Consider the following 4,912-nt stretch of genomic DNA (forward strand, 5'->3'; position numbering starts at 1 on the left):
CGGCAGCCGTCCGGGCCCATCTCGACATTGTCGGCCCGGACCATGGCCTGCGGATTGAGGCCGTAGGTGACCAGCCGCCGGTTATCGATCGAGGCGACCAGCCGCTGCACCTCCGGATGGTCCAGACAGACCGCGGCGAAGCCGTAGAAGGGGATGTTCTCGACGAAGTCGACGAAGGCCTTCCGCACCGCGTCGAAGTCGCCGTAGTGGTCGAGGTGTTCGGGGTCGATATTGGTGACGATGGCGACGGTCGACTTCAGGCGCAGGAAGCTGCCGTCGCTCTCGTCGGCCTCGACCACGATCCAGTCGCCGTCGCCGACCTTGGCGTTGGCGCCATAGGCGTTGATGATGCCGCCGTTGACCACGGTCGGGTCCAGCCCGCCGGCGTCGAGCAACGCCGCGACGATGGAGGTGGTCGTGGTCTTGCCGTGGGTGCCCGCCACGCCGATGGAGAACTGCAGCCGCATCAGCTCGGCCAGCATCTCGGCCCGCCGCACCAGGGGGATGCGGCGTTCCCGGGCGGCGACCATCTCCACGTTCGTGGCCTTGACCGCCGTCGAATAGACCACCGCCGAGACGCTGTCGCCGACATGGGCGGCGTCATGGCCGATGAAGATGCGCGCCCCCAGCTTCTCCAGCCGCTCGGTGTTGGCGCTGGCCCTGGCGTCCGAACCCTGCACCGAATAGCCGATCTTGAGCATGATCTCGGCGATGCCGCTCATGCCGATGCCGCCGATGCCGACGAAATGGACGGGACCGAGGTCGAAGGGAACGGGACGAAGGCGTGCGATCATCGCAGCGGATTAGCAAGGGTCGGCGGCGAATGCATCACCCGGCTTCCGCGTCCGGAAGTGATTAGTGGTTAGTGATTAGTGGTTGATGGATCGCCTGCGGGGAGCGGCTCGGCGCCGGCGGCGTTCGCCCCTGTCGGCCAACCACTAATCACTAACCACTAATCGCCTGGCCGCACGGAGCGTTGGAACCCACCTCCCCTCGCGGGCCAACCTTCAGTCCTCCGCCACGAAATCCTGCGCGAACTCCGGGCTGTCCTCTTCCCCCGGCATCAGGGGCGTCTCGTCGTCGTCCCCAGCCCGCGACGGGTCCGGGACCTCGAAGCCGACCGGGATCGACAGGTCCAGCAGGCCCGCCGCCTTCATCTCGGCCACCCCCGGCAGGTCGTACAGGCTCGACAGGCTGAAATGCTCAAGGAACTTGTCCGCCGTCGCATAGGTCACCGGCCGCCCCGGCGTCCGCCGCCGCCCCTTCAGCCGGACGAAGCCCATCTCCAGCAGCAGGTCCAGCGTGCCCTTCGACAGCGACACCCCGCGCACGCTCTCGATCTCGGCCCGGGTGCAGGGCTGGTGGTAGGCGATGATGGCCAGGGTCTCCAGCGCCGCCCTCGACAGCCGGCGCGGCTCCTCGCGCTCCTCGGTCATCATGAACGACAGGTCCGGCGCCGTCCTGAAGCGCCAGCGGTCGGCCACGCACTCCAGCTCGACGCCCCGCCCCTGATAGCGTTCGCGCAGGGCCGAGATGGCCCCGCCGACGTCGGCCCCCTCGGGCAGCCGCCGCGCGATCTCGGCCGCCGACAGCGGCCCGGCGGCGGCGAACAGCAGCGCCTCGACCCGGCGTTCGATCTCCAGATGGTCGGGGGCGAACTGGATCACGGCACCAGCTCCAGCGGCTGGCCCACGCTCCGCCGCTTCAGATACAGTTCGGCGAAGGTCCCGGCCTGTTTCACCTCCATGGCCCCCTCCTTGACCAGCTCCAGGCCGGCCGACAGGGTCGAGGCGGTGAAGCTGGCCTGCGACGGCCCCTCCGCCCCGTGCTTCGCCGGGGCCACCCTGTTCAGCGGCGTCCATTGCTCCAGCCGGGGCAGCAGGTCGCGCAGCCACTCCCGCGCCGCCTCCAGGGCGAAGGCCTCGACCCGCTGGCCCGGATTGTAGCGCCGCTGCTCCTCGCGCCGCCGCTGCGTCACATAGGCGGCCATCAGCTCGTACAGGCTGGCCTCGATGCGGTCGGAAGGGATGACCACCAGGGCCTCCGGATCGCCGCGCGTGAACACGTCCCGCTTCAGCTGCGGCCGCGACTGGATCGCCTCGACCGCCCTGCGCATCGCCTCCAGCTTCCGCAGGCGGAAGGCCAGGGCGGCGGCCATCTCCTCGGCCGGCGCCTCCTCGCCCGCCTTCTCGGTGCGCGGCAGCAGCAGGCGCGACTTCAGATAGGCCAGCCACGCGGCCATCACCAGATAGTCCGCCGCCAGCGCGAAATTGCGCCGCCGCGCCTCGTGCACGAAGGCCAGATACTGTTCCGCCAGCCGGGTGATCGACAGCTTCAGCAGGTCGACCTTCTGCGTCCGCGCCAGCGCCAGCAGCACATGCAGCGGCCCCTCATAGCCCTCCAGGTCGACCACGAAGGCGTCGCGCCCGTCGGCCTGGTCGACCGCGGCGAAATCCAGATTGGGCTGGAAGGCGTCGGTCATCCTTCGGTCCGCCTGCCGCGCTTCGCGCTACTTGAGGCGGGGGCCTGCGCCTCCCCCACATCCGGCCCCTTCGCCGCCTCCAGCCGGCCGGCCATCAGCGTGTCGAACCGGTTGCGCGCCTCCTTCGGGTCCAGGGGCTCGACCTCGCACACGATCCGCGCCAGCGCCGCCTCGGCCCGTTTGGCCGCCTTCCCCTTCAGCCCGCCGACCCCTTCCGCCACCCGCCGCATTTCGGCGAGGTCGCCGTTGCAGTGCAGGACCACGTCGCAGCCGGCCTCCAGCGAGGCTTCGGCCCGCGCCCGCGGGTCGCCCGACAGCGCCTTCATCGACAGGTCGTCGGTCATGATCAGCCCGCGGAAACCGGTCTGCTCGCGCATCATCCGGACCGCCCGCCTCGAGGTCGTGAGCGGGCCTTCCGGGTCGAGGGCGTGGAAGACGATGTGGGCCGTCATGGCCAGCGGCATGTCCGACAGCGCCCGGAACGGCGCGAAGTCCCGGGCCGCCAACGCCTCCAGATCGGCGTGAACGACCGGCAGGTCATGGTGGCTGTCGGCGAAGGCCCGGCCGTGGCCCGGCATGTGCTTGATCACCGGCAGCACCCCGCCGGCCAGCAGCCCCTCGGCCGCCGCCCGGCCCAGCATGGTCACGGCGTCGGGATCGCCGGCCCAGGCGCGGTCGCCGACGATGTCGTGGGCGCCCGGCGCCGGCACGTCCAGCACCGGGGCGCAGTCGACGGTGATCCCGACCGCCTTGAGGTCATGGGCCATCAGCCGCGCCCCCAGCCGGACCAGCTCGCGCGCCGCCAGGACATCCCCGGTCGCCTTCAGATAGGCCGCGGCCGGCGGGTATCTGGCCCAGTGCGGCGGGCCCAGGCGCTGGACCCGGCCGCCCTCCTGGTCGACCAGCACCGGCACATCGGCCTCGCCGAGGCAGGCCCGCATCTCGTCGGTCAGGGCGCGCAGCTGATCGGGGCTGTCGACGTTGCGGCGAAAGACGATGAAGCCCCACGGCCGCGCGTCGGCGAAGAAGGCCTTCTCCCCGGCCGTCAGCCGATGCCCGCCGCAGCCGTAGATCGCCGCCGAGCGCGTCACCGAAGGATGCAGTCCCCGCCCGAGGCCCGGATGGCGCCGCACAGGGCCCGCGCCTGGTCGCGGCTCAGGCCGGTGACGGTGGTGCGATAGACGGTCGAGCCGTTCGACGCCGTCACCTCCTGCACCCGCCGGCTGGCGCCCTCGGTCAGCTGCGGATAGCGGCCGACGATGCGATTGTATTCGCTCTCCGCCAGATTGGGGGTCGAGAAGGCGCCGATCTGCACGCCGGCCGTGCCGCCCGTCGCGGCCGGGGCCGGCTCGGCCTTCTTGACCGGCGGCGCGGGCGTGGGGGCCGGCGTCGGCGCGGGCGCCGTCTCCACCGGGGCCGGCGCGGGCCGCGGCTGCACCGCTTCCGGCGGCGGGACGAAGGTCGGGCTCGCGGCCGGGGCCGGGTCCTCCTCATAGACCTCGATGCCGGCGGTCGGATCGACCGGCTGGGCGTCGATCGGAACCTCGGTGCGGATCTCGCCGACCGGGACGCCGACCGCGGGCGGGGCGTCGTCCGAGGCGCGCGGCCCGGCCCGGTAATAGGCCACCACGGCGATGATCAGCACCAGCAGCACCGCCGCCGAGACGATCAGCGTCATCGGCGGGGCCTTGCCGCCGCCCCCGCTCCGGCGCGGGTCGTAGCCGTGCCGGTTGAACGGCAGATCGTCGTCGGTCGGCGGCGTATAGGCCCCGCGCTCGCGGCCCGGATTGGGGCGATAGGGATCTTCGTGAGACATGGCCGCGCCTTCCGTCCTGCCGCGCGAATCGAGACGCGGAACGCACACTCTATCCCCCTCCAAGTCCTTTTTCAGGCCGCGATCGCTTCATGCCCTACAGATCCAGCGCCAGGTCGAGGCTGAACAGCTTGCGGTGCTCCTCGATCGCATAGCGGTCGGTCATGCCGGCGATGTAGTCGCACACCGCCCGGGCCCGCCGGGTCTCGTCGCTGGTCCCGGCCTTGCCCGACCATTCCGGCGGCAGGGTGCCGGGATCGGCCATGAACAGCTGGAACATCTCGGCCAGGATGCGCCGCGCCTGGCTGCGCGTGCGGTTGACGCGATAGTGGCGGTACATCCGCTCGAACAGGAAGGACCGCAGCACCCCCAGGTCGGCCAGCATCTGGTGCGAAAAGGCCACCAGGGTCCGGCCCGCCGTGCGCACGTCCTCGGTCGAGCGGATGTCGTCCGCCTCGAGCCGCGCCTCGGTCTCGGCCAGCACGTCCTCGACCATGACGCCGATCATCCGCCGCACCGCCTCGATGCGGATCATCCGCGCGTCGATGTCCGGCCAGTCCCGGCGCACCCCGTGCAGCACCGGCCCGATCAGCGGCACCTCCGACAGGTCCTCGAGG

5 protein-coding genes and 1 pseudogene are annotated in these 4,912 nt (G+C 71.4%); all 6 read right to left on the bottom strand.

All coding sequences use genetic code 11. From position 1 onward, the window contains the following. The coding region (locus tag Q0588_RS12220) for a Mur ligase domain-containing protein (RefSeq protein WP_298746424.1) at positions 1-794 on the bottom strand (794 nt) is incomplete at its 3' end. A 213-nt stretch (positions 795-1,007) separates the two neighbouring features. Further along, positions 1,008-1,664 carry an SMC-Scp complex subunit ScpB gene (scpB, locus tag Q0588_RS12225; protein ID WP_298746432.1) on the bottom strand — a complete coding sequence of 219 codons (657 nt, stop codon included), beginning with the start codon at positions 1,662-1,664 and terminating at the stop codon, positions 1,008-1,010. Beyond that, the gene (locus tag Q0588_RS12230; protein WP_298746426.1) at positions 1,664-2,482 is read right to left on the bottom strand and encodes a ScpA family protein; all 819 of its coding nucleotides are present in this window, start codon (positions 2,480-2,482) and stop codon (positions 1,664-1,666) included. Before Q0588_RS12230 ends, scpB begins: the two co-directional genes overlap by 1 nt. Continuing rightward, positions 2,479-3,615: a beta-N-acetylhexosaminidase gene (gene nagZ, locus Q0588_RS12235; protein ID WP_298746428.1), complete on the bottom strand. Its 1,137-nt coding sequence runs from the start codon at positions 3,613-3,615 to the stop codon at positions 2,479-2,481. Before nagZ ends, Q0588_RS12230 begins: the two co-directional genes overlap by 4 nt. Continuing rightward, on the bottom strand, positions 3,570-4,298 hold the full coding sequence (locus tag Q0588_RS12240) for an SPOR domain-containing protein (protein WP_298746430.1): 729 nt from the start codon (positions 4,296-4,298) through the stop codon (positions 3,570-3,572). The genes nagZ and Q0588_RS12240 overlap by 46 nt, the downstream gene beginning before the upstream one ends. A gap of 94 nt (positions 4,299-4,392) precedes the next feature. Further along, a pseudogene (locus Q0588_RS12245) lies at positions 4,393-4,912 on the bottom strand (deoxyguanosinetriphosphate triphosphohydrolase); the annotation flags it as partial.

This window comes from uncultured Brevundimonas sp., from assembly GCF_937870815.1.
Taxonomy (GTDB): domain Bacteria; phylum Pseudomonadota; class Alphaproteobacteria; order Caulobacterales; family Caulobacteraceae; genus Brevundimonas.

Bases quoted from the DNA above. Each gene is read 5' to 3' on its own strand.
- Q0588_RS12230 (WP_298746426.1), bottom strand. From the start codon at position 2,482: ATGACCGACGCCTTCCAGCCCAATCTGGATTTCGCCGCGGTCGACCAG.
- Q0588_RS12240 (WP_298746430.1), bottom strand. From the start codon at position 4,298: ATGTCTCACGAAGATCCCTATCGCCCCAATCCGGGCCGCGAGCGCGGG.